The sequence below is a fragment of the Pedobacter sp. UYP24 genome, assembly GCF_054057295.1.
Window position 1 is genome coordinate 770324 of record NZ_JBSRZD010000002.1, and the last position, 21317, is coordinate 791640.

17 protein-coding genes and 1 pseudogene are annotated in these 21317 nt (G+C 38.5%); 5 read left to right on the plus strand and 13 right to left on the minus strand.

Translation table 11 applies throughout. From position 1 onward, the window contains the following. Positions 1–126: 126 nt before the first annotated feature. The gene (gene lspA, locus ACVWYN_RS08115; protein ID WP_457288336.1) at positions 127–630 is read right to left on the minus strand and encodes a signal peptidase II; all 504 of its coding nucleotides are present in this window, start codon (positions 628–630) and stop codon (positions 127–129) included. A gap of 175 nt (positions 631–805) precedes the next feature. Here lspA and ACVWYN_RS08120 point away from each other — a divergent pair, with 175 nt between their 5' ends. From ACVWYN_RS08120 to ACVWYN_RS08130, 3 genes are all read left to right on the plus strand, one after another. Continuing rightward, the gene (locus tag ACVWYN_RS08120) at positions 806–3442 is read left to right on the plus strand and encodes an outer membrane beta-barrel protein (protein ID WP_457288337.1); all 2637 of its coding nucleotides are present in this window, start codon (positions 806–808) and stop codon (positions 3440–3442) included. 18 nt (positions 3443–3460) lie between these two features. Then, positions 3461–4249 (plus strand): hypothetical protein, encoded by a 789-nt coding sequence (locus tag ACVWYN_RS08125; RefSeq protein ID WP_457288338.1) that lies wholly within the window; start codon positions 3461–3463, stop codon positions 4247–4249. A 99-nt stretch (positions 4250–4348) separates the two neighbouring features. Further along, positions 4349–5158: a hypothetical protein gene (locus tag ACVWYN_RS08130; protein ID WP_457288339.1), complete on the plus strand. Its 810-nt coding sequence runs from the start codon at positions 4349–4351 to the stop codon at positions 5156–5158. 33 nt (positions 5159–5191) lie between these two features. Here ACVWYN_RS08130 and ACVWYN_RS08135 read toward each other — a convergent pair whose 3' ends face one another. Genes ACVWYN_RS08135 through ACVWYN_RS08150 form a run of 4 tightly spaced genes read right to left on the minus strand, consistent with a single transcriptional unit; the run spans position 5192 to position 9289 of the window. Further along, positions 5192–7138, minus strand: coding sequence for a heavy metal translocating P-type ATPase (locus ACVWYN_RS08135; protein ID WP_457288340.1), 1947 nt, complete (start codon positions 7136–7138; stop codon positions 5192–5194). After that, positions 7125–7589 (minus strand): VOC family protein, encoded by a 465-nt coding sequence (locus ACVWYN_RS08140; RefSeq protein WP_457288341.1) that lies wholly within the window; start codon positions 7587–7589, stop codon positions 7125–7127. Before ACVWYN_RS08140 ends, ACVWYN_RS08135 begins: the two co-directional genes overlap by 14 nt. Before the next feature lie 17 nt (positions 7590–7606). Continuing rightward, entirely contained in the window at positions 7607–8236 is a 630-nt protein-coding gene (locus tag ACVWYN_RS08145) for a class I SAM-dependent DNA methyltransferase (RefSeq protein WP_457288342.1), read from the minus strand. Positions 8237–8281: 45 nt separating this feature from the next. Then, positions 8282–9289: an LLM class flavin-dependent oxidoreductase gene (locus tag ACVWYN_RS08150; RefSeq protein ID WP_457288343.1), complete on the minus strand. Its 1008-nt coding sequence runs from the start codon at positions 9287–9289 to the stop codon at positions 8282–8284. A gap of 113 nt (positions 9290–9402) precedes the next feature. Here ACVWYN_RS08150 and ACVWYN_RS08155 point away from each other — a divergent pair, with 113 nt between their 5' ends. Then, complete coding sequence (locus ACVWYN_RS08155) at positions 9403–10917, plus strand: family 43 glycosylhydrolase (RefSeq protein ID WP_457288344.1); 1515 nt, start codon at positions 9403–9405, stop codon at positions 10915–10917. A 15-nt stretch (positions 10918–10932) separates the two neighbouring features. On the opposite strand, the gene ACVWYN_RS08160 is transcribed toward ACVWYN_RS08155, so the two are convergent. From ACVWYN_RS08160 to ACVWYN_RS08190, 7 genes are all read right to left on the minus strand, one after another. Further along, positions 10933–11466: a hypothetical protein gene (locus tag ACVWYN_RS08160; protein WP_457288345.1), complete on the minus strand. Its 534-nt coding sequence runs from the start codon at positions 11464–11466 to the stop codon at positions 10933–10935. A 9-nt stretch (positions 11467–11475) separates the two neighbouring features. Further along, a complete protein-coding gene (glgB, locus tag ACVWYN_RS08165; RefSeq protein ID WP_457288346.1) occupies positions 11476–13383 on the minus strand; it encodes a 1,4-alpha-glucan branching protein GlgB in 1908 nt (635 codons plus the stop codon). Further along, positions 13383–15851 carry a glycoside hydrolase family 31 protein gene (locus tag ACVWYN_RS08170; protein WP_457288347.1) on the minus strand — a complete coding sequence of 823 codons (2469 nt, stop codon included), beginning with the start codon at positions 15849–15851 and terminating at the stop codon, positions 13383–13385. The genes glgB and ACVWYN_RS08170 overlap by 1 nt, the downstream gene beginning before the upstream one ends. A gap of 330 nt (positions 15852–16181) precedes the next feature. Next, entirely contained in the window at positions 16182–16835 is a 654-nt protein-coding gene (locus tag ACVWYN_RS08175; RefSeq protein ID WP_457288348.1) for a hypothetical protein, read from the minus strand. Between the two features lie 410 nt (positions 16836–17245). Further along, positions 17246–17899, minus strand: coding sequence for a hypothetical protein (locus ACVWYN_RS08180; protein WP_457288349.1), 654 nt, complete (start codon positions 17897–17899; stop codon positions 17246–17248). An 85-nt stretch (positions 17900–17984) separates the two neighbouring features. Then, on the minus strand, positions 17985–18254 hold the full coding sequence (locus ACVWYN_RS08185; RefSeq protein WP_457288350.1) for a hypothetical protein: 270 nt from the start codon (positions 18252–18254) through the stop codon (positions 17985–17987). A gap of 696 nt (positions 18255–18950) precedes the next feature. After that, the gene (locus tag ACVWYN_RS08190) at positions 18951–19310 is read right to left on the minus strand and encodes an ORF6N domain-containing protein (protein WP_457288351.1); all 360 of its coding nucleotides are present in this window, start codon (positions 19308–19310) and stop codon (positions 18951–18953) included. Positions 19311–19644: 334 nt separating this feature from the next. Here ACVWYN_RS08190 and ACVWYN_RS08195 point away from each other — a divergent pair. Further along, positions 19645–20427 (plus strand): annotated as a pseudogene (locus ACVWYN_RS08195) (IS5 family transposase); the annotation flags it as partial. Positions 20428–20535: 108 nt separating this feature from the next. Here the strand turns inward: ACVWYN_RS08195 and ACVWYN_RS08200 are convergent. Beyond that, a complete protein-coding gene (locus ACVWYN_RS08200; RefSeq protein ID WP_457288352.1) occupies positions 20536–21159 on the minus strand; it encodes a hypothetical protein in 624 nt (207 codons plus the stop codon). Between the last annotated feature and the right edge of the window lie 158 nt (positions 21160–21317).

Genomic DNA, 21317 nt, shown 5'->3' on the forward strand with positions numbered 1-21317 from the left:
ATGCTATTTGATTGTAGTATCCCTTTTTATTTAAGGTAAATATTCATAAAGGCAACCGATCTGCTGGTGATGACAACCAGAAAGACTACTGTCAGAACATATTTCATTAAGCCCGTATTTGGTAAACTAACTACTAAAAACTACAATTTTATTTTTGTAAATGGTTATTGCAATCAACAACATTCCCATCATGATGGCCATGTCTGCCACGTTAAATATTCCAGTTTTAAAGATAACAAAGTCAATATGTAGGAAATCAGTTACTGATCCAAAAACTACCCTGTCAAACAGATTTCCAATACCACCGCCTATAATAAATGCAACGCCTATAACAACTGCTTTTGGCAGCTTACTATTAATCATGATATAATATAATCCTAAAAGTAACACAACGCAAGGCAGCGCAATCAACAAAATAAACTTTACAGAAGCTGGCAGAAAGCTCCCAACACTTAAAAAAGCTCCCGTGTTCTCTACTTTAGTTAAAGTGATATTGTCTATTCCAAGTTTTATACGCTCATTAAAGTTCACCTCAGTCCTGACAATATTTTTAGAAATCTGATCACAACCTACTATTGCCAGTACAATCATCAGGATCGCAACGCGGGTGATATTTTTAGTTACCTTCATCTGTTTTCTATCATTTACAAGGTAGACACAATTACTAACATATTAAAGATTATTCAAATCAGGGCGAATAACTGATCCATAATGACACAATCAAACAGGTTTTCTATGTAACATATCAATTACGCTAAATTCCTTTAATAAAGGTTGTTGTACTTTTATGCCACACACACAACAAATGAGCCTTTTTACTAAATTAACATTATCATGCCTTCTGGTTACGGGCAGCTTTTTCTATGGAAAAGCACAGACTTATACCGTTAAGGGTGCAGTACTTGACACTGCTGGCTTACCATTGCCCGGTGCCATAGTTAGAGTCAACTGGGTTAAAGACAGCCTTGCAATTTCAACCAATACCACAGGAGATTTTAATCTTGCTAAAGTGAAATCTGCACAATTTACATTGACAGCAGCTTATTTGGGTTTCCAGACTTTCAAAAAAGACTACCAGATTACCCAAGGAAATACATTAATAATACCATCAATTAAATTACTACCCATATCTAATACTCTTGATGGGGTGACCATATCGGGTACACCGCCTATTAGAATAACTGAAGACACGGTCAGTTTTAATGCAGCAGCCTTTCCTGTTAGGGAGGGGGATGCGGTAGATGAAGTTTTGAAAAAACTACCAGGCATTGTAGTTGATAAAGATGGAAACGTAACCAACCAAGGTGTACCCATTACCAAAATCAAGGTAAATGGAAAAGACTTCTACGGAACGGATGTGGCTACTGCCATAAAAAATATGCCTGCAGATATCATTAAAAACATCCAGTTAATTGACGATTATGGCGATCAGGCTAAGCTTACAGGAATTAAAACCGGAGAGCCTGAAAAGGTGCTTAACCTCACGATCGCTGAGGATAAGAAAAAGGGATATTTTGCCAGGGCATCAGGAGGTGTTGGAAGTTCAGACCGATATAACACAAGTTTACGCGGTAACTTAATGAAGGGAGAACGCCAAATCTCATTTGATGGTACGGTAGCAAATGCGAATTTTAGAAATGGCAATGGTGATGGCGTAAATACAAAGAATGGCGGAGGTATTAATTACCGGAATGAATGGAGCCCTAAACTGTCTGCAGATGCGAACTACAATTTTGACAACACAAAAAACAACACCATTAGTTCTGCATTCACCAGGAGTTCGCTGCAGGATTCAGCACATTCTTTTACCAGGTTAGAGAATGCTGATAATAACAATTCTAGCAACCACTTTAATCATAATTTTTCTGCAAACTTAGAATATAAGGCAGATACCATGAATTATTTAAAGATTTCGCCGGGACTTTCTTACAATAACAACGAGGGCAATAATAGTGGTGCCTCAATAATTACCCAAGAATCTTTAAAGACCAATAGGTTAAGCACAAACTTCAATACATCCAATTCGCTAAACTTTAGAACCAACCTTTTTTTCAATCATAAATTTTCTAAACATGGCAGAAACCTAAGCATGTGGGGAAATGTAAACTATTCTGATGGTAACAATTTCAGAAACTCTGTAAATGATTACATCATTACCAATATTGGCTTAGACTCTACAAGGTACCAGAACCAGTTAAATGACCAGACCAATTCAAATTTAGGAACCTATACTGGCGTATCTTACATGGAACCTTTTGGCAAAAAAACATTTGTAGAGTTCAATTACAATTTCGGCAGGTCTGCAACTTCCAATGAAAAAAAGCTAAGGGATGTAATTGGAGGAGAGGAGGTTTACAATAATGACTTAAGTAATAACTACGATTTCCAGTTTGTAACCAATAAGGTTGGTGTAAATTACCGGTTTATCGACGAGAAACTAAACTATACCATCGGGGTCAACGCACAACCGGCTATACTAAGAGGTCAAAACGTAAGTAAAAATGTGAATACAATGCAAAGAACATTTAATGTTACTCCTTCTGCAAGATTTGTTTATAAGTTTACTAAACAGGAAACGGTAGAACTGAACTACTGGGCAAGGAATAATCAGCCAGGATTTTACCAGTTACAGCCGATATCAGACAACTCCAATCTTCAGAACATTGTTACCGGAAATCCGAATTTGAAACCCGAATTTGTTAACAGTGTAAACGCGCACTACAAACAATCCGACTGGAACCTTGGTCACTTATTTGACGCAAGCGTTTCCTATAATCAAACTCAAAACAAAATTGTAACCACTAAAGTATTGGTGCCGGGCACCATAAACCAGTTTACAACGTATACCAATACAGACGGATTTTATGACCTGAATGGCAATTATGGTTACACTAAACCTTTTACAGGTAAAAAGTTCACAATAAATTATGGTGGTTGGGGTTCGATGCAGAACAATGTTTCTTTTGTTGATAGAAATAGAAACAACGCAAAAAGATTAAACTGGGGACAAAGTTTAGGATTAAGAGTTGATCTAGAAGACATTACTAACCTGGAACTAGAAACATCCTATTCAGAAAGTAAGATAGACAACTCCTTGCCTTCATCACAAGACAGAAAGACAGGGAGACTAGAATATGGAATAAACGGACGTAATTACTTCTTTAAGGTGCTTACTGTAGGTTATGACTTTTCAAAAGTGGTCAACTCAGGCTACAACTCTTCTTTTATAAATAACCCAACCATTTTAAGGTTATTTATGGAATATAAATTCCTTAAAAAAGACATGGGTGTTCTTCGTTTGGATGGGTTTGATCTTTTTAACCAAAACTCCGGAGTTACTACAGATGCTTATGATAACGTTATTGTAGACAGGAGAGTGAACAGGCTTGGCAGGTACTTTATGTGTTCCTTTATATTTAAAGTTCGGAACTTTGGCGGATAATGCGTAATTTGATTTTCCATGAGGAAGATCATTTACCTTTTTATCATTTCTTTTTTATTATTAAGCTGTACTGAAAAGGAAATTGAAAAAACATATCCTACCAGAATGATCAGTGAAGGGGAAACTTTTAACGATTATCCTGCCGAAAACGACAGCACTATAACGTTCAATCCAAAGACAGAAAAGGACGGAAATCAATATGGAGCAAATCCTAAAGCATGGTACCAGATCAAGTTTGGTGATACTATTGTGCGTATTCAAACCGACAAAAACAATCCGGCAGCATTTAACGGCAAATTCATTCGTGGTAAATTTATGAATACCCAAAAAACTTGTCTGTTAGCACAGGTTGCGGATAGTTTAGGCTTAAAAGCAAAATTTTACCTCATCGCATTAAAAAACCACCAACTCAACATTTCAGAATTAACCCGTCTATCAGCATCTCCCGGGGATAAAAAATATATAGGATTAATAGATCTGGGTAGCGAGGGGTTTCTAATCAACAATGAATTCCTAATCGGCTTTGTCAATGCAAAAGTCTACTTTTTAAAACGTCAAAATGCCGATGAGCCAATACAGGGGCAATATGTGATGAGCTCGGCAGACAAATCAACTCTTGTATTCCTGCAAACTTCTTCCTTGTACCAGGTAAATTACCCAACAGAAGAATCGCTCACATTACCCTTAAAGGTTGATGCAAGACAGGCGGGGATATTCATGCACATTCATGAAAACTATGTCTGGAAAACAAATCGCAAGGGCATTCTTTTTCTTATGGAAGACAAAAATACGCTTGCAACAAATTAAATACGGTATATAATAGTTTTGGATATGTCGCCACATCATTTAACTTTGAAAGAAATTAACCTAATAAAATATACACCCCTAAATCAAATATAAAATTCAATGAGAAAATTAATCTATGTATTCGCAGTAGCCATCCTCTTCGCCAGCTGCAAAGGCAAAAATGAATCTGTTTACGTTCCAAGAGTATTAAATGATACTGAACGTTTCAACACCTACCAGGAAGGCGATGCTTTGTTCATTGTTAAGTTTGGTACTGACGAGCGACTTGCAGAAGATAAAAATGCAGAGGGAGAATTTAGTGTAAAATTTAGAGACACGTTGATTACCATCCAGACTAACCCGTCTGACAAGGCTGCTGTTGCTAATAAGTTTTCTTTCGCACAATACGTGAACACCCAAAAAACTTCTATCCTTGTCCAAATTGCAGACAAATCTGGTTTAGCTGCGCCATGTTACATCATTAACTTGAATGAAAATAAAATTGATGTAGTAAGTTTATACCGTGCATCATCAGGTCCAAACGATAAAGAATTTACCAAGGGAATGATTAAAGTTGCAAAGTCTGGTTACTTAATCAATAACGACTTCTTTATCACCAACGTAAATGCTAAGGCGTATATGCTCAAGAGACAGAAACCAGAAGAACGCATACAAGGTGACTACTTTATATTATCTCACGATAAGCAAACGCTGGTATTCTTAACCAAAACCAGCCTTTATCAAGTTCATTATGCTACTAATGAAGCTTTAAATGTAGTACTGCCTCAACAAGCGGGTATAACATCAGAGCAGATAGCCCTTTTTATACAAAACAACTATAAATGGGTTAATGTAAATAACATTGCTTTCCTTCAAAAGATTAACAAAGATGGTAACGATAAAGTAGTGGATATTTCAACATTTAAATAACCATATTTATTATATTAAAAGAGCTGGTTTTAATCAAGCCGGCTTTTTTAATAATTTCATATTTTGAATTCTTACGGCATTTAATATGGCGAGTAAAGCTACCCCTACATCCGCTATTACAGCTTCCCATAATGTAGCAATACCACCAGCACCTAAAGCTAAAACAACTATTTTAACAGCCATAGCCAATGCTATATTTTGCCAAACAATTTGTCTGGTTATCCTTCCAATTTTAATGGCGGTAAGCAGCTTTCCTGGTTGGTCATTCTGAATCACAATATCAGCTGTTTCAATGGTCGCATCGCTACCAAGTCCACCCATAGCAATACCAGCATCTGCAAGCGCCACCACTGGTGCATCATTCACTCCATCGCCCATAAATGCGATGATCCTTCCTTGCGCTTTAAGCTCTTCTAACTTTTTAACTTTATCTTCAGGCAATAGCGCGCCGTATGCTTTGTCAATCCCAAGCTCCTTAGCTATTTTAGTTACCACCGCCTGTTTGTCGCCGCTTAGCATCACCGTTTGAATATTAAGGGCATTGATGCCTTTTATGGCATCAATTGCATCTTCTTTAAGCTCATCTGCAATAAGAATGTAGCCTGCATACTTTCCTTCAATAGCAACAACAACTATAGTATCTTCTATCTCCTCTATTTTCTTATCATAATCAATATTGAACTTACTGAGCAACTTTGCATTACCGGTCAGGACTAACCTACCCTCCACATTTCCTTTTAAGCCATGTCCTGCAATTTCTTCCGCGTCCGTAACGCTCAGGTGTTCAAAATCCTTTGCATAGGATTTTATAGCTGTAGCAATTGGATGGGTAGATTTGGATTCGAGAGCGGCCGCATAACGCAACAATTCATCGCGCGCATCCTCTGTGGCAACCACTTCCTGAACATTAAAAACACCTTTAGTAAGCGTACCTGTTTTATCCATCACAACGGTATTGATCTTTGTCATGACGTCTAAAAAGTTAGATCCTTTAAATAATATCCCATTTTTAGAAGCCAGGCCTATTCCTCCAAAATAGCCCAGGGGGATAGAAACTACCAATGCACACGGACAGCTGATGACCAGGAATACCAAGCCTCTATATACCCATTCTTTAAATTGATAATCGTTTACAAAAAAATATGGGAGTCCGACAACAAGTACAGCAAGAAAGAAAACAATTGGTGTGTAGATTCGTGCGAAACGAGAAATAAACAGGTGTGTCTGTGATTTTCTGGCGGTTGCATCTTGTACCATTTCCAGGATTCTGCTTAATTTACTGTCTTTAAATAATGAGGTCACTTTAACTTCAGCTAACTGATTTAAATTGATCATTCCTGCAAAAACTGGCTGCCCCTTCTCCTTTTTATCGGGTCTGCTTTCTCCGGTAAGTGCTGCAGTGTTAAAAGTTGCAGAATCAGAGTTTAACACTCCATCCAGCGCTACTTTCTCTCCTGGTTTCACTTGAATGATCTCTTCCAGCTGAACCTCCGATGGACTAACCTCCGTTATCTTTCCATCCCTGATCACTTCAACACGATCCGGCCGTACATCAAGCAATGCTTTTATGCTTCTTTTGGCTTTATCTACTGCTGAATCCTGGAACCACTCTCCTATGGAGTAAAATACCATTACTGCTACACCTTCGCTAAATGAGCCTATAGCAAATGCTCCAATGGTAGCCACACTCATTAAAAAGAACTCATTAAAAAAATCTAAATGGAGTGCTTTTTTAAAAGCGAGATTCAAAACTTGGAATCCGGCAAGCAAATAAGCGGCAATGTAAATGGACAGATTAATTGGAAGCGCCATTTTAATCTTAAACCCATGTTCAAGAACCTGCATGAGCAGCAAAATGACAAGAGCAGTAATTAGTGGCCAATGACCAATCCATCCTTCTCCACCGCCATGATCGTGGTCATGGTCATCATGGTCGTGATCAGCATGGGCATGACTAATATTACCGTTATTTTGCGTCATTCACTTCTAACCAATGTCCGTCTGGGTCCTTAAAGTATATTTGTTTAACGCCATCTACTCTCGTGGTGACGGTATTTGCTTTACCCGGCCAATCTTCAAAATTGATTTTAAGGGTGTTCAAATTTTTTACGAAAGCGTCTACTGAAGGAACGCTAAAACAGAGGTGTCCATTTTTGTCGTACACCAGCCCAGTTTTAGCACCCTGTATCAAATGTAGCTGACCAGCCGGTCCCAATGTAAACCAGGTATGCCTATCGTCTTTAAATGGCTCAGGTATTTGTTCCAGACCAAATACTGTTTTATAGAAATCAGTAGCTATTTTCAAATCTGCCACATAAACCGCAATGTGGTTTAATACTACAGGTTGATGCTTCTTTTCAGTTTGAGCCATGACTTTCTTTAATGGAGAAAAAACGGATAGGGTTAATAAAATTAGAACAAATGCTTTCATAAATGGATTTGAATGGTTTAAGACTTTTTAAGCAATATCGTTAAAATCCTTGGGATTTGACTTCGATCATTGTCGTCAAAATACTCTTCCAATCCTACCAGTGTTAGTCCGTGTTTTTTGCCTGCGTTAATGAAATCAGAAACATTGTGATTAAAACTTTCCACTACCTGCTGTTCGCCCCCGGCAACATCAAATCTTGCTTTTGTACCGCTATATTGCATAAATGGATGAAGCTCCCCGATGTAAACATAGCCGCCTGCATTTAAAGATTTGCCAACCTCATTAAATACATAATCGAGATTTTCTATATGTTCCAGAATTAGGCTAAAGGTTAAAAGGTCATATAATCCATCTCTAAAGTTCCATTTATGGGTGATATCTGCCTGCTTAAATTGTACCTTGTTGGAAGTAAATTTATCTTTAGCTCGTGCCAGCATCTGATCGGAAAGATCCACTGCAGTAATCTGTACCGCTTTATCTATCAACCATTCTGTATTTTTTCCGGTTCCGCATCCAATCTCCAAAACTTTATTAAAGGAAATACTGGCCAGTGATAACTTAAGAGCCAACCCTTCCAGATCTCTCGTCTTATTGTCGTTCGTATCGTATTGTGCGGCCCAAATATTATAGGCTTGTTTAGTATTCATAATGCATCAAAAATACTTCAATTATAAACAATCCGTATAAAAAAACTAATTCTTGGCAAACACTTCTGAAAAAAGCTCATAAGAACGCAATCTAGCCTGATGGTCAAAGATGTGCGAAGTAGCCATCACCTCATCTACCTGGGTTTGATCTATAAAACTTCGAAGATCCTGTGCCAGGGTTTCCTTGTTGCCAATAAATGTACAAGCTAACATTTGATTGGCCTGCGCTTCTTCATAAACATCCCAAACATCATTCATATCATCAACAGGTGGTTGCAACAGTTGGCGCTTACCGGTAACAATCCCTCTAAACAACTGGAAAAGAGAGGTAGCCAGCTTATTGGCCTCTACATCGGTATCCGCAGCAACAACGTTAATACAAGACAGCACATACGGCTTATCCAGCTGCGCTGATGGTTTAAAGTTTTTCCTGTAAATATCTATTGCCGTTAAAAATTGAGCCGGCGCAAAATGACTTGCAAATGCATAAGGTAATCCTAAAGCAGCAGCCAGGTGTGCACTATCCGTACTGGAGCCCAATATCCAAATTGGAATATCCAGTCCTTCTCCGGGTATTGCCCTTACGCTGCTGGTGCTGTTTGCCGCAGAAAAATACTGTTGCAATTTCAGCACATCTTTAGGGAAATCATTCGCTGCACTAAAGCGCTCACCACGGATGGCCATTGCAGTCACCTGATCTGTACCGGGAGCCCTGCCCAAGCCCAAATCTATCCTGTTTGGAAACAACGAAGCCAGTGTACCAAATTGTTCTGCTATCACCAATGGCGAATGGTTAGGCAATATAATCCCACCAGATCCAACTCTTAAAGTTTTGGTTCCAGCAGCAATATGTCCGATAACCACCGATGTGGCAGAACTGGCTACGCTGATCATGTTGTGGTGTTCAGCCAGCCAATACCGGGTAAATCCCCAACCTTCAACGTGTCTTGCTAAATCTAAACTGTTTTTAAATGTATCTGCAGGTGTTTTACCTTGTATAACGGTGGCAAGATCCAATACAGAATACGGCGTATTACTCAATTGTTTTTTCATGTATTGCTAAGGGTGATCAAAATTGCTGCCTAATTGTATTAAACCGATTTCACTGGAAGGGATATGACTTTAAATCCACTTTTTCCTATCTTGCCGCCATCAAAAGAATTAAAATGAGATCACTTTTCAAATACCTGTTATTTCTTGCTGCCTTTTTGCCAGCCATTTCGCCTTCCATAGCTCAGCAGCAAAAAGCGGTTATTGCCGGAGATTTTGCAGATCCTTCCATCATTAGAAAAGGAAATCAATATTTCGCAGTAGGCACCTCATCAGAGTGGGCGCCGCATTTTCCTATCTATACCTCTACTAATTTGACCGACTGGAAACAGACCGGATATGTATTTGACAAAGCACCGGAGTGGACATCAGGTTCTTTCTGGGCTCCTGAATATTATTTTAATAAAGGAATATATTTTATCTATTATACCGCCAGAAGGAAAAAAGACGGGGTATCCTACATCGGAGTAGCAACATCCCCCTATCCAGACAAAGGCTTTAAAGACCATGGTGTAATTATTGAGCATGGTAAGGAAGCCATAGATGCATTTGTTTACAATGACAATGGCCAACTCTATATCACTTTTAAAGCATACGGACTTGACAAACGACCTATTGAAATTTTAGGAAGTAAACTTTCGGCAGACGGACTGAAGTTAGAGGGTGAAACTTTCTCCCTCTTGAAAGATGAAAAAGGTATAGGACTGGAAGGACAAAGCATTTTGAAACAGGGTGATTATTTCTACCTATTCTATTCTGCCGGTAATTGCTGCGGACTACAATGTGATTATAACGTAAGGGTAGCGAGGTCTAAATCTTTAACGGCTCCTTTTGAAAACTATCAAAACAATCCTATTCTGGCAGAAACTCAAGATTGGAAATGTCCCGGGCATGGTACTTTTGTAAATACACCAGCCGGAAAAACCTATTATCTTTACCATTCTTACAATAAAAAAAGTGATGTTTTTACCGGCAGGCAAGGTATGTTAGCAGAGCTAAACTGGAACAACCAAACTGGATGGCCGGTGTTGAAACCCGGAGTACTGGCTACCACTATTAATTCCAGTCCAAACTTTAAGGATACCTTTGATGGAAAAAAAGTTGACCTGGCCTGGCAGTGGGATTTTCGCAATTCAGATCCTGTTATTAAACAAAGCAATGGCAGCTTAATCCTATCAGGTGCTATCAAGACAGGAAATAGTGCAGGGATTGTATTAACATTACGACCAGTTGCTACCAGTTTTGAAATGACCACTACAGTTACCAATCACAATACTGCACTTAAAGGACTCGCTTTTTATGGTGATGCCAACATGGCAATGGGCCTTGGCGTTGCAGGAAATAAAGTGGAATACTGGGTGGTTAAAGACAATAAACGGGAAGTAATCGCAACTGAATCACTATTCTCAGCCACAAAACCAGTCCATTTAAAACTGGTAGCACGTCCAGACCTAACCTGCAAAGTTTACTATAGCCAGGAGCCGGGTAAATGGATGGAATTAAAAGCTGAAAAAGATTACTCCTATCAATTTCTGCCGCAATGGGATAGAAGTCCGAGGGTGGGTTTAAACTTTAAAGGCAGCCCAGATCAGCAGGCCATGTTCTCTTCCTTTGCCCTAACTTATCAATAACAGAAAGAGTTCGCGCTATTTTAGTTTACTGATCAACTCTTGTGATTGCGGATAATTGGCCGTTCCCTGTGGAATTTTATGGAGCCATTTAACGGCTTCCACATTGTTTCCCTCTTTAACAAAGCTCAACCCAATAAAATAGGCTGCATCATATTTAAAAACAGAATTGCCATTGAAAAGATTTACAAGAACTGTCCTCGCCTCATAAGCCTGCGAGGTTTCTATTAACGTGATAGAGAAATAATAGGACAACAGCGGATTTTGAGGATTCAACATATATTCTGCCTGCAATATTTTTCTGGCACCCTCAAAATCTCCTTTGTTGTAAAGCACGGCACCCGCCGCAATGTTATTTTGTTGAGCAGCACCACGTTCAGCAACAGACATTTCTTTGCTGATGCGGTACTTTTCATATAAACTGCCAGACCACGGTGCCCACACCATGATACCAATAATCAGTACAGCAGCAATGCTTAAATATTTGATATAAGACTTTACTGATATCCCTTCCCTCTTATTACTTGCTGGCTGCACTTTTATTTGGCTCAATTATCTTTATTACTTTACGGATTTTAAAACTACGGCGCTCAAAGGCGGGATATTTAACGAAATAGAATATTCCCTACCCATGCATTCCTCTTCCATAGGCATTAAAACCTCTGTATTCGCTATTCCGCTACCAAAGAACTCAGTCGCATCCGTATTAAATATTTCTTTCCATTTGGCTTTAAACGGCAGACCTACCAGGTAATTATCCCATAAAACAGGCGTAAGATTTAATATCACAATTAAGGTATCCTTAGCCTTTTTCCCTTTTCGGATATAGATATAGACAGATCTTTGCGTATCATCCGCATTGATCCACTCAAAACCTTCCGGAGAAAAACTGTGCTCATAAAGCGCGGGTTCAGCTCTGTAAAGTTTATTTATGGCACGTACCGTTTTCTGCATTCCTAAATGAGGTGGGTGCTTCAGCAGGTGCCAGTCCAGCGAATTTTTAAAATCCCATTCGTGGGTTTGTGCAAACTCATTACCCATAAACAACAACTTGGTGCCTGGCTGTGTAAACATATAAGCATACAGCACGCGCAGATTGGCGAACTTTTGCCATTCATCCCCAGGCATTTTATAGATCATGGAAGATTTACCATGAACCACCTCATCATGAGAAAAAGGCAGCATAAAATTCTCACTAAAAGCATAAGTAATGCTAAAAGTTAGCTGATGGTGGTGGTGCTTCCTATTGATGGGATCATTCTTAAAATACTTTAGCGTATCATTCATCCAGCCCATCATCCATTTCATCCCAAAGCCCAGTCCGCCTGCATGCACCGGATGCGTAACACCCGGATATGTACTGCTTTCTTCAGCAATGGTATGTACGCCCTCGTAATTGGCGTAAACAGCAGCATTCATGTCCTTCAGAAACTGTACTGCTCCCAGGTTCTCACTACCGCCGAACTCGTTTGTACCCGACTCCTCAGGAGTTCTTGAAAAATCAAAATAGAGCATAGAAGCAACTGCATCCACCCGTAAACCATCCACATGAAATTGATCAAACCAATACAGTGCGTTGCTGATCAGGAAAGAGCGTACCTCATTCCTATCGTAGTTAAAAATATAAGATTTCCAATCGGGGTGAAAACCCTTTCTCATATCCGCATGCTCGTACAGGTGCGTGCCATCAAAATTATAAAGACCGTGCGCATCCCCCGGAAAGTGAGAAGGCACCCAATCCATAATTACCCCAATATTATTTTTATGCAGTTCCTCAATCAGGTACATCAATTCCTGAGGAGTACCATGCCTGGAGCTGGCCGCAAAATATCCGGTGATCTGATATCCCCATGAAGGATAATATGGATATTCCATTAATGGCATAAACTCCACATGCGTAAAACCCATATCCAGGATATAAGGTACCAGACTGACTGCAATTTCCTTATAAGTAAGCACACGCTTAGGCTCACTTGGATCACGTTGCCAGGAGCCCAGGTGCAGTTCGTAAACAGACAATGGCTGATTGAGGGCATTTAATTTAGGACGTTTATTTAACCAGGATTTATCCTTCCAGGTATATTCATTATCCCAAACTATAGAAGCAGTTCTTGGAGGATGCTCCCAACGCTTTCCAAAAGGATCACCTTTTTCCAGCTCATCACCATGAAAACCTTTAATTGCGTATTTGTAAACATCACCCTTTGTAACACCCGCAATAAACCCTTCCCAAATACCAGATTCGTCCTCTCTTCTATTCAGGTAGTGGGCAGATTTGTCCCAATTGTTAAAATCGCCAATTACCCTAACTTCCTGCGCATTTGGTGCCCAAACGGCAAAATAAGTACCGGCAGTTTTATCTACCTTAATCAGATGAGCACCTAACTTTTCATACAGCCTGAAATGCTTACCTGAAATAAACAATGCGACATCAAAATCGGTCAATAAGCTAAAGGCGAGTACTCCCATTAATTGTATAATTTAATTATGGTGAAATTCTTATTTGATTTAAAGCGAACACAGTTACGCTCATCTAACGTAAAATCCTTCACTTCTTTGTCATCAACTGTAATTTTACTAACCTTAAAAGGCACACCCACTACATTATAATTGTAAAGCTCATAATTAGGTGTATACAAACCTGTTGTGCTTTGTTCTATAACCAGGTTGCTATCCGTACCCTTTACGCTAAATTTCTTTTCAGAGTAAATATCTTGCTCATAAGCAAAGGTATCGCCGTGATCTTCGAAAAGGAATGAGTTCACCTCATAATCTGCAAAATAAACATTAAGCATCACCTCATCCACATCTTTCTCGCCTACATACTGCATCACAGGATACTCAGGAATAACAGAACCTGCCCTTACAAACAATGGCATATGATCTAACTCTGCGGCTATATTGTGCTCACTTTCGCCAATAAGCAGGTCATGCGTCCAGAAATTATACCACATGCCTTTTGGCAGATAGACCGTTCTCGACACCGCTCCCTGTTCCAATACCGGACAAACCAAAATCTTATCGCCAAAAGTAAATTCATCCTGGCGGAAGTTATTGCTTAGGTTTTCCTGCTCCAACATCACCAGGGGCCTTAAAATAGGGAAACCATAACGGTGGTGTTCCCAGAATACAGAGTACAAATAAGGCATTAACCGATACCTTAACTCAATATAGGTTCTGTTGATGCTGGTGTAAGGTTCACCAAAACTCCATGGCTCTCTTTCAGCAGTATCACCTGCAGAGTGTGCGCGCATAAATGGAGAGAAAGTTCCCAGCTGGATCCACCTGGTAAATAATTCTGCATCCGGCTCACCACTAAAGCCACCAATATCAGTTCCAACAAACGGAACACCAGAAATAGACATGCGCTGGCATTGGATGTTCCCCAATTTTAAATGCTCCCATGTAGCCACATTATCACCGGTCCACACGCAACCATAACGTTGCATACCAGAATACCCTGCACGGGTTATGGTAAAAGGACGCTTATTGCGCATCAATTTTTTAAGACCGTCGTAAGTAGAACGCACCATTTGCATCCCGTATATATTATGTGCTTTACGGTGCGAACCCCTAAAGCCATCATAGTTATGCCTTACATCATTAGGGAATGTGCCCGAGCCAAACACAGCGGGCTCATTCATATCATTCCAAACACCGGCTACACCCATATCAACCAGTTCCTTGTACAGGTTACCCCACCATTCCCTAACTGCAGGATTGGTGAAATCCGGAAACTGGCACCTGCCTGGCCATACATGACCTTCCATAAAATAATCGTCGCTACGGCGACAAAAGAAATTGTTTTCCTTACCTTCTTTAAATACCCAGTAATTGTCGTCCACTTTAATCCCTGGATCAATCATTACTACGGTTTTGAAGCCATCATTTGCCAGTTCTTTAATCATACGTCTCGGATCAGGAAAATGCGTTTTGTTCCAGGTAAAGCAACGGTAACCGTCCATATAATCGATGTCCAGATAAATGGCATCACATGGAATATTACGGGACCTGAAACCCTCAGCTATTTCTTTCACCTTCTTTTCAGGGTAATAGCTCCAGCGACACTGATGGTAACCCAAAGCCCATTTTGGTGGCATTGGGTGTGTACCTGTTAATGTTTGATATCTTTTTACCACGTCCATGATATGCGGACCATGAATGTAGTAGTATTGCAGTTCGCCCCCATCTGCCCAGAAACTCGTCTTTTCATTATCTTCCTTTCCGAAATCGAAATAAGAGCGGAAGGTATTGTCGAAAAATATACCATAAGCCGCTTTATCATGTACCCCAATGTAGAAAGGAATGGTACGATATAGCGGATCCTGATCCCAGCCAAAAGAATACGCATCGGTATTCCAGTTCTGAAAATGACGACCCCTAAGGTTCATGTTACCAGACTTATCACCAAGGCCAAAGAAGTTCTCTTCAGTTTGGCATTTTTTGGTTGCATAAACATAATAACCTCCAAACTCTACATTCTCTTCCCAGTGCATTGGTACAGCATCTTCGCTCATTACCATTTGACTTTGGTTCTCTACAAAAGAGATATGGAAATCGCTTTTTCTCACCTTACAGGTGATGGTATTGGTAGAAACAGCATAATGATCTTCCAGGTCCTCACACCTAAATGTGGTTACCTTTTGATCTACAACCGGCACCGCATAAGAAAAGTCGTCCAAAAAAACACTGTGCGGTGCTAAGCGAACACGGATAATCTCGTCGCTCACTACCCTTATTTCTACCCTTGCACTATCATCGCCAAAATAGAACCTATTGCCATCTGCAATAACTTTTTGTACCGTACTAAGGTATTTTTTAGCAATTGGTTTTAAGTCGGTAACCGGATTATTTAAGTGCTGAATTACCTCATCAACTGCATCCTGTTTATTTATAATTGAGTTATTGTCTGTATTTGGATCTGTAATTTCTTCCATGAAAATCTTTAAATATAATTTGCTCCCCTTTTAGATCGTCTAATTTATACATCTAAAGTGTTAAAATTTATACGAAATGCAAAAGAATGTGGAGAGATTCTCTTTTAAAAGGTGTTAATTAAGTTATACTTATATTGAATGATTGCAAATTCAAACTATTGGTATGAAAAAAATGAACTCAATTTTTCGTCTGCCATTTGAATGAGAAAATGTGTAGTTCCTTAAATTCGTCTGAAAATAATTCTCAGCATCTGCATTCCATTTAGCATTCCAACTTATCGATACCAGTTTACTTATGAATAACGTTGAATCCACTATAAAGCTAGCTTCTTATTTTGATATATAAGGGAACCATGGGGTTAGGCCTTTATTAAATGTACAAGGGTTGTAACTGATCACCTTTGTTATAAAAATTGTCCAAATTTTCGCAGACTTCATATTAACGGCATCAAAATCAATATCTAATTTAAACCGGTTTTCGGAAGTGTTTTCTACTGGAGAAACTTGAGCTTCGCCCCTAAAATAAACACATTTATATAAAAATTTATCCGAACCTGTAATTTCAAAATATGGAGACGAAGTCCTTATGTCTCTAAAAAGACACAAAGCCTCTGAAATATCGATGTGCTTTTTGCTTAATTTATTAAGATTTTCCTGCACACGGTTCGTTGTTGGAATATAAAAAATAGTATCCTGCCTGAACCCACTATAGTTTTTAATTTGGCTGAGAAAATTTTCTAAGCTTGCCAGTTTTTTGTCACCAATCTCGAATGGGATAAAGAACGTATCAGTCTCTAAATCCGTTAACATTGTAAACGATTCACCCCGCTGTTTTCTAACTTCTTGCTTGTATAAATTAATAATTTCTGCTTTCTTATACCTTATCACATAGTAACCACTTAAGTTAATGGTTGTATCTAATATATCGCTTTTAGATATATATGAAATAAGCATAAGAACGATTACGCATGTTATCTTTCTCATGAATTTATTATTGAGCACGTTTATCGCCGAGTATGAATATAACACTTTGCCAGTCAATAGCAAAAACTTAACACCTTTGTAAATTCACATAGCTTTAAAATGATACCATGGAAAAATCCGCTCTGCAAAAATGGCCTCTATCTTTACTCCATTGAGAGTTGAATCTTTTATCCTATAACTACAAATAAAAGTATTATTCTCTTTAGCCTGAGCAACCGACCAACTTACCTGAGGTCCCGGATTTTTTAGAACATGAAATTTACAAGAAATCAATACAATACTAATTATCAAAAATAGAATACTACGGATTAATAACCGTTCCATTTCATTTTGCTTTTTAATTACAATTACACCTGCTGCTAATCTTTTTTAGTCCGCATTTGCGATAATTATTGATTTTCTACCCTAAGTTATTTATTTCCAACAACCGAAAGACTTATCTCAGCGGGCTTGTTGACATTGATGCTGATCCAAACTTTTTTCGAATACAGTTGAGAGAATGCTTCGAAAAGCAGTAGTTTTGCTTTTTTCTTAATAAATTTCAGATCTTCTGTTTGGGTGCTGTAAGTAATGTACTTTAGATAATCGAAATAGCTTTCCGGCTTTACTGGATTTAAGTCGAAATCTTCGGCAATATCTTCAGTAAAAAAAAGTCCGCTGATATATTTTATTTCTCTTCTGCCATTTATTGCAATCAGGTAAAATTCACCGGGCAAATCGGCGGGACCATTTTTATCAAGACTAAATGCATAATCTTTATCTTCAAATTTACCAGTATGATATTTATAACGCAGACCGGGCATCTCAATCTTAAATAACGTGTAGCCTTTCACTGGATAATGCCAATCCACCTTTTCAATTTTCATATCCATTTTGTAACCAAAATCAGGCATGATGATGTCAAAAAAATCAAAAATCCCTCTTGATGATAGAAGTCCATTTTCGTCCAGATTTTTTTTTGCTTTGGAATAAGAATAGAAGCCAGCGATATTTTTGTAAACTCTATTGTAGATATAGTATTCTACTGCGATCTCTGAATTCTGCGCATTTATGTTTTTTTGCAAATAGTAAAAGTAAAAGGACTAAAATTTTTGCTTTCATAAGATGATTAACAATTGTTTTAACCTGGTAAACCATGGCATCTATTTATCACACGGTAATGTAATAATAAAAAAACAGGTTAGCACGTGTAGTAACAATAAACGTAAAATTACAAGCTTGGAAGAAAATATATTGGAATGAAATAAAGTCTTTTCCGCACGACGATCCTTTGGCAGACTGAGGATGCTCGAGATGTACCAACGATGTTTTAAACATAATCGAAATCGAGATTACAGCTCCACGTTTGTGGAACCTGCTGAATTTAGTCATGTGCTGAATTGCATTATGTATAGCTGCATCAGCACCGCTAGTTGTCATTACTTGTGATTTTACAGCTACACATCACTGCTAGCCCTAATAAAATCACTACCGAATAAATTGTGTCTTCCATAAACCCTAACTAATAACTTGGTTTGCCTTTTATGTAGTCTTTCTTTTCCGATTTATTTGCTTCGTCAGGTCCAAGACGGTAAAGTATGTAAAGTGGGCCTTATGATAAGGAGCGTAAAGGGGATTAGCTAAAAGCTCATCTTTTTTATTGATATCCAAATCTGAAGCCACAAATCTTCGTAAGTCTCTAGCCAATAATATTTAGAACAAAAAATAGAGATAACTTTTTTTCTCCACGTCCAAACTTGTATCCCCAAGGAATCAAAATCATAAACATTTTGATTTTGCCCCCTTCCATTAACTAAAATATAGATATTTTCGACCTGATTTGGACAAGCGGGGTGTTAATGAAAGAGCACCAGGGTCGCTGTCCAGCCACTTTCTATCAGGATCAGTAAATCTTATGGGATTATTGAAACCGTAAACGGAAAGTAATAATTCTGTCCTCCAGATTTGCTCTTTCCTTTGGAGGCGATTGCCAGTCGAATTTTATAACATTCGTTTCCAATCGATGTCCCTTGCCTAAGATCTTATGCAAGGCCGTCCAACAGGATTGAAAATTGTGTTTTGAGAGAAGGGTACTTCTTTGCAAGTTTCTTAATTTAATCAGCGGAAATCTGGGGCCTACAACTCTATGTACAGGAAAGGTGTGTTCAATACCATACAATGGTGTAACTTTGTCCCTTCTACTTCCAACCGGAGTTCGGTATGCTCGCTCAGCATCTGCCTGATACGGGTAAAAGTTCTGATAATCTGTATATTTACATCTATGGCTGTTTCGCTGTTGAGCACACTTGACAACATCGCCACGCCCTGTTCAGTAAAAACATTCGGTGGCTTCCTTAAACCCATCTTTTCTTTATTGGATATCACATTCTGTGATTTCCAATCCGTTAGTTCCTCATTGGTCATCTTGAACATAAAGTCGCTCGCAAAGCGTTTTTCATTCCGTTTTATAGCCTGGTTCAGTACACGGGTTTTCACTCCGTAATTTCTGCAAGATCCCTATCAAGCATTACTTTATGACCTCTAACTAGGTATATTTTATTAATGATGATTTCTTCGGAAACGACTATGGTATTGCTCTTGGTACAAATATATTTATTATTGTTATTTCAAGGAATGGTATTTGTTCAAAGCACCTTTCAAATCTTCCAGATTGGCGACTTGGTAACGCCCATACTTGTGGCTGGTTATAATTAGCCTAGCCCTAAAAATCACATAATTCATTATTAATCAGTAATTTAAGTTAATATTTTCTTGCTTTTATCTACCGGATTCTGTATTTTTACGATAGAAACCTTGCAAATTGAACGGCATGCTAGCAAAGCAAAAGACATCAAACCAATCCAGTTTTTTCTTCTCATTATGAGATGCCCTTAATTCCAAACACCCGCTATATTTTTTGCATAACGGACGTCCGGCCAAGCCAATCCGTTTGATGGTGGGCCTGTTGATCTTAAAGCATATTCGCAACATCTCTGATGAGAGCGTGGTAGAACAATGGTCTGAGAATTTGTATTACCAATATTTTTGTGGTTTTCAAGAGTTCGTTGCTTCAGCGCCTTGCGAGGCTTCAGAATTGGTCCATTTCCGCAAGCGAATCGGGGAGTCAGGTATTGAACTGATCTTTAAAGAAAGCATCCGAATCAATGGTGATGACAGTAATGACTAGGACGTTAATACCGGTACAACGGTTCAGGAGAAAAATATTACGTTTCCAACGGATGCTAAATTGCATAAAAAGATCATTGACAAGACACTGAAAATCGTACAGGATGAACAATTACCGATCCGCCAGCGTTACACCCGTACGCTAAAAAAACTCAGTATTGCCCAACGCTTCCGCAACCATCCCAAGAACAAATCCAAGGCAAGAAAGGCGGACAAGAAAGTAAAGGCCATTGCAGGCAGATTGGTCCGGGAACTGGAACGTACCCTATCGCCAGATTCAATACACCAAAAAACAATCCTATTCTTCAAACAGGTACTTGTCCAGACCCGGAGTAGTAAAAATAAAATATACTCGCTACATGAGCCCGATACACTATGCATCTCCAAAGGCAAGGAGCATAAGAAGTATGAGTTTGGCAACAAGGTATTTGGGTATTTTGGAGGGAAAAACAAAAGTAATCTTTAACGACGATTTCAAAATGTCTGACAAGGAATTGCTGGGATGAATATCATTCTTTAATCCCTCGTCACCATATTAATTTTCACACTTCAGCTTTGGGAAATCCTGAAATTCATAAGCATTAGAACTGATAATGCGTTTAAATTTTGTTAAATCGTTACGACAAAAGTAATAATAAACGCCCTTATACGATTTTGTGTCGAAAATTTCAGGTACAGTAAACATACCACCTTTACTATCAAAGACCAAATTATATTTTTGTAAAATATTCAATGTTTTGTCAGTCAGGGGATAATTCAAATCAGACCAAATGAAAAGTTTATTTTGAATTTCCATATACCTAGATGGTAGTTTACCTTGATTGTAAGCCAGGCCTAATTTACTCATCGGGAACTGGTTATCTTGTACCGTAATTCCAACAAAAATTCCTTCAAATAATTTCACTGCATGATATCTATAGATTCCATCACTATCTGGTGCATTGTTTAACCCAAGTCTAAACAAGCTATCTTCAATAGAAACACGAAATACCTTCGCTTTATCGAATATCCTGCTTTTATTGACATAGTTTTGGATTGCCTTTTCGATCACAGTCTGCTTTTTATCGATTGATTGCGCCTGAGTTGAATTCTCAAAACTATTGGCAATAATAAAAATTAAAGAGATCAATAATACTGAAATGAGTTTATTGTTTTTCATTAGTCAATTCGTTTAAACAGGTAATCTTATCCAAAACTGTTGAGTTAGCTTACATTAGAATCATAATGAAATAACATTTCCACAACTAGATTTAATTTTTGGTATATAAGGCCTTTCTTACTTGATTAAAATTTAATGCCCCAGCTGCACAATCCAAA

Bases quoted from the DNA above. Each gene is read 5' to 3' on its own strand.
- glgB (WP_457288346.1), bottom strand. From the start codon at position 13,383: ATGGGAGTACTCGCCTTTAGCTTATTGACCGATTTTGATGTCGCATTG.
- ACVWYN_RS08150 (WP_457288343.1), bottom strand. From the start codon at position 9,289: ATGAAAAAACAATTGAGTAATACGCCGTATTCTGTATTGGATCTTGCC.
- ACVWYN_RS08130 (WP_457288339.1), top strand. From the start codon at position 4,349: ATGAGAAAATTAATCTATGTATTCGCAGTAGCCATCCTCTTCGCCAGC.
- ACVWYN_RS08155 (WP_457288344.1), top strand. From the start codon at position 9,403: ATGAGATCACTTTTCAAATACCTGTTATTTCTTGCTGCCTTTTTGCCA.
- ACVWYN_RS08120 (WP_457288337.1), top strand. From the start codon at position 806: ATGAGCCTTTTTACTAAATTAACATTATCATGCCTTCTGGTTACGGGC.
- lspA (WP_457288336.1), bottom strand. From the start codon at position 630: ATGAAGGTAACTAAAAATATCACCCGCGTTGCGATCCTGATGATTGTA.
- ACVWYN_RS08145 (WP_457288342.1), bottom strand. From the start codon at position 8,236: ATGAATACTAAACAAGCCTATAATATTTGGGCCGCACAATACGATACG.
- ACVWYN_RS08140 (WP_457288341.1), bottom strand. From the start codon at position 7,589: ATGAAAGCATTTGTTCTAATTTTATTAACCCTATCCGTTTTTTCTCCA.
- ACVWYN_RS08185 (WP_457288350.1), bottom strand. From the start codon at position 18,254: ATGACAACTAGCGGTGCTGATGCAGCTATACATAATGCAATTCAGCAC.
- ACVWYN_RS08125 (WP_457288338.1), top strand. From the start codon at position 3,461: ATGAGGAAGATCATTTACCTTTTTATCATTTCTTTTTTATTATTAAGC.
- ACVWYN_RS08135 (WP_457288340.1), bottom strand. From the start codon at position 7,138: ATGACGCAAAATAACGGTAATATTAGTCATGCCCATGCTGATCACGAC.
- ACVWYN_RS08175 (WP_457288348.1), bottom strand. From the start codon at position 16,835: ATGAGAAAGATAACATGCGTAATCGTTCTTATGCTTATTTCATATATA.
- ACVWYN_RS08170 (WP_457288347.1), bottom strand. From the start codon at position 15,851: ATGGAAGAAATTACAGATCCAAATACAGACAATAACTCAATTATAAAT.
- ACVWYN_RS08200 (WP_457288352.1), bottom strand. From the start codon at position 21,159: ATGAAAAACAATAAACTCATTTCAGTATTATTGATCTCTTTAATTTTT.